The sequence below is a fragment of the Micromonospora sp. M51 genome, assembly GCF_018070305.1.
Taxonomy (GTDB): domain Bacteria; phylum Actinomycetota; class Actinomycetes; order Mycobacteriales; family Micromonosporaceae; genus Micromonospora; species Micromonospora parva.
On record NZ_JAGPXZ010000767.1, the window covers coordinates 1 to 2,811 of the forward strand.

The window sequence follows — 2,811 nt, forward strand, 5'->3', positions numbered from 1 at the left end:
CGGCGCAACGCTGCGTGCTGACGGGGCGGGGCGAAGTTGGGCCCGGCCGTGTTGGTGTGGGTGCCGCCGTTGTCGGTCTCCTCCAGGGGGGTCAGCGGGCTGACCACGCCCAGGTACCGGCTGACGTGGTGGACGAGCGCGGCGTACGCCTCGGCGGGTTGCCTGGTGCGGGAGTCGACGGTCCGGCTGGGCTGGGCGCCGCTCGGTGGCAGGTCGATCCGCGCCTCGGCCTTGCGGACGAGGTCCGGGTCGCCGCAGGCGGGGCACTGCGGCTGGCGTACCAGTTGGTGGCTCTCCGTGCTCAGGTCCCGGGTGTCCAGGGCGACCATCCGGCCGGTGAGGCGGGGCGACGCGCCCCGGACGGCGAGCACCGCGAGTTCGGCGGCGAGCAGCCCGGCCGCCATGGTGGCCAGACCGGGCAGTACCGCACGGCCGGGCTGCGGCAGCGGACCGGCCAGGTCCTGCCCGTCGAGGAAGGCGTTCACCTGCTCGTTCTCCTGCCAGCGTTGCCGCAGGCAGGCCCAGCAGCCGGTGCGGCCCGGCACGAGGTGCGGGCCGAGGAAGACGACGTTGCCGTGTGGCCGGGCCAGGGTCCACGCGCGACCGGCGGCGAGGTGCCGGTCGTTGATCAGCGCCAGCCGCGGGTCGAGCATCGACGCCGGCAGCACCAACACCTGGTCGGTGGCCGCGCCGGGGTCCGGCGCGTCCGGCCCGACGACCGTCGGGGCGAGCCCGAGGGCGCGCAGGGCGTCGGCGGTCTCGGCCACCCGGGGCGCGCCCAGGTCCACGATGGTGACCGCTCCCCCGGCCATCCACCGTCGTGCGGCGTCGGGCGGGACACCCCGGGCGTCCCAGCCTGCGGCCTCGGCCGGCGTGGTGTGCGTCGGACCGGACACCAGCAGGCCGTGGTCGCGCAGCCGGGCGAGGGCCGCGGCGACGGCGGCGACCGGGTGCCGGGTGGCCAACCGGGCCACCACGTCGGCCAGCGGCGCGGCACCGTCGAGCTGGTCCGCCAGGTCCGCGGCGACCGGGTCGTCGATGAGCAGGCTGCGGGTCTCCCCCAGCACCACCAGCGGGCCGTCGGGCAGCCGCACCGGCACGTAGTCCGTTCGGAAGCGCGGACGCCACATCTGGGTTCCTCCCGGGCCTGGTGACCGGACCGAGCGGGGCCCGCTCTGATCACGGCTGCTGCCATCGTCGCGGTCCGGTGCGCCCCGATCCGAGCGATGCCACCGGTTTCTGCCGTCGCCGGTGCCGTGGCTGCGGGGCGGCGGGGTCAGCCGGCGGTGACTGTCAACGCGGTGTCGTTGAGCCCCAGCACCGAGGTGCCGACGGTCTGCGCCGGCACGAGCAGCGCGAAGGTCTCCACCCGGGTGACCCGGATCGACTTTCCGCTGACCGCCGTGCGATGACCGGTGGCGATCAGGTCCGGGCTCTGCGGCTCCAGTCGGACGGTCGCCGGGCCGCCCGGCGCCGGACGCAGCGTGTCGGTGGCGTGGATCGTCAGAAAGGTGAGCGTGCCGGTCGGCACGGCGACCGCGCAGTCGGACCACTCGGCCCGGTCCATCGTCCGTCGCACCGCCCCGCCGACACCGGCGAGCTGCTGCCCGTACACCTCCCAACCGCCGGCGAACTGGCCGTCGAGCAGCGGACTCGACGCGACGAGGGAACGGTTTCCCGTCGTGGACCCGATGCTGCGGGCGAACACCTCGGCGGCGAGGGCCCGGCGACTGGTCTCGTCCAGGGCGGCGCCGCCCGCGGTGGCCGGTCGGCCGTCAAGGCTGCGGGCCACCACCAGCGAGGGTTGGGTGACCTGAACGTTGTGGCTGAGCTTCCACTGGCCATCGGCACCGCGCACGAACTGGCTCACATCGGTGGGAGCCAGCTCCGATCCGGTCAGCCGCAGCGTGGCGGTGGCGAGGAAACAGGACGGTTCGCCGGGTGGCACCGCGAAGGCCGGGTTGATGTGCTGAAAGGACGGTTGCGGACGCTGGTTGTACTCGGCCCGCCGCACCGCGGCGATGCTGAGGTCCAGCGAGGGCGACACCTCCTGGGTCCGCAGCGCCTCGACGTCACCGGCCACCGAGGCGGCCGAGTCTGCCTGGTCGAAGGCGGTGAGCACCAGCGCGGCCCGGTCCCGACCGAACGCGGCCGAGCCGTGGGGCGCCGGGGTGGCCGCGTCCACCGGCTCGCCACCACAGCCGGTCAGCACCAGCAGCGCCACCGTGGCGGCGGCGAACGGGATCGCCGGCACCGGCGCGGCGAGGGTACGCGGGTTCCTGACGGACCTTCTGCGCAGCATCTCGTCCTCCATCCACCACCGGCGCACGGGAATCGCACCGGATGCAGTCGAGTATGTGAGCGGCTGTCGGGCTACGACGGCGGCGGCGCTGCCTCGTGCTGCCCGGCCTGTCGACGTTGCACGAAACGACGTCATCCGGCCCGGGTCGTGGTCACCGATCGGTGTCATCGAGCCGAGCGACCCAGGCGACCAGAGCCGATCGGGAGGCGACGCCCGCCTTGCGGTAGATGCGGGTCAGGTGCGCCTCCACCGTGCGGGGGCTGATGTTCAGCTGCCGACCGATCAATCGGCTGGTGGCCCCGGTCGCCGCCAGCCGGGCGATGTGCCACTCCCGGTCGGTCAGGGCGGCGACCTCGCGCGGACCGACCGGACGGGCCAGTCGCAGGCCGACCCGTTCCGTTGCGCACCACCCGGCCAGTACCAACGCCCGGCGGCGGGCCCGCGCCGCCAGGCCGGTCTGGTCGGCGGCTTCCGCCGCCCGGGCCAGGGAGGCCAGCGCAAGGCTGCGC

The 2,811-nt window shown here is 74.8% G+C and carries 3 protein-coding genes; all 3 read right to left on the bottom strand.

What is annotated here, in order from left to right; all coding sequences use genetic code 11:
• On the bottom strand, positions 1 to 1,130 hold a 1,130-nt coding region (locus KBX53_RS28420), incomplete at its 3' end, for a TOMM precursor leader peptide-binding protein (RefSeq protein ID WP_210862636.1).
• A 146-nt stretch (positions 1,131 to 1,276) separates the two neighbouring features.
• Complete coding sequence (locus KBX53_RS28425) at positions 1,277 to 2,302, bottom strand: hypothetical protein (protein ID WP_210862638.1); 1,026 nt, start codon at positions 2,300 to 2,302, stop codon at positions 1,277 to 1,279.
• Between the two features lie 151 nt (positions 2,303 to 2,453).
• On the bottom strand, positions 2,454 to 2,811 hold a 358-nt coding region (locus KBX53_RS28430), incomplete at its 5' end, for a response regulator transcription factor (RefSeq protein WP_210862640.1).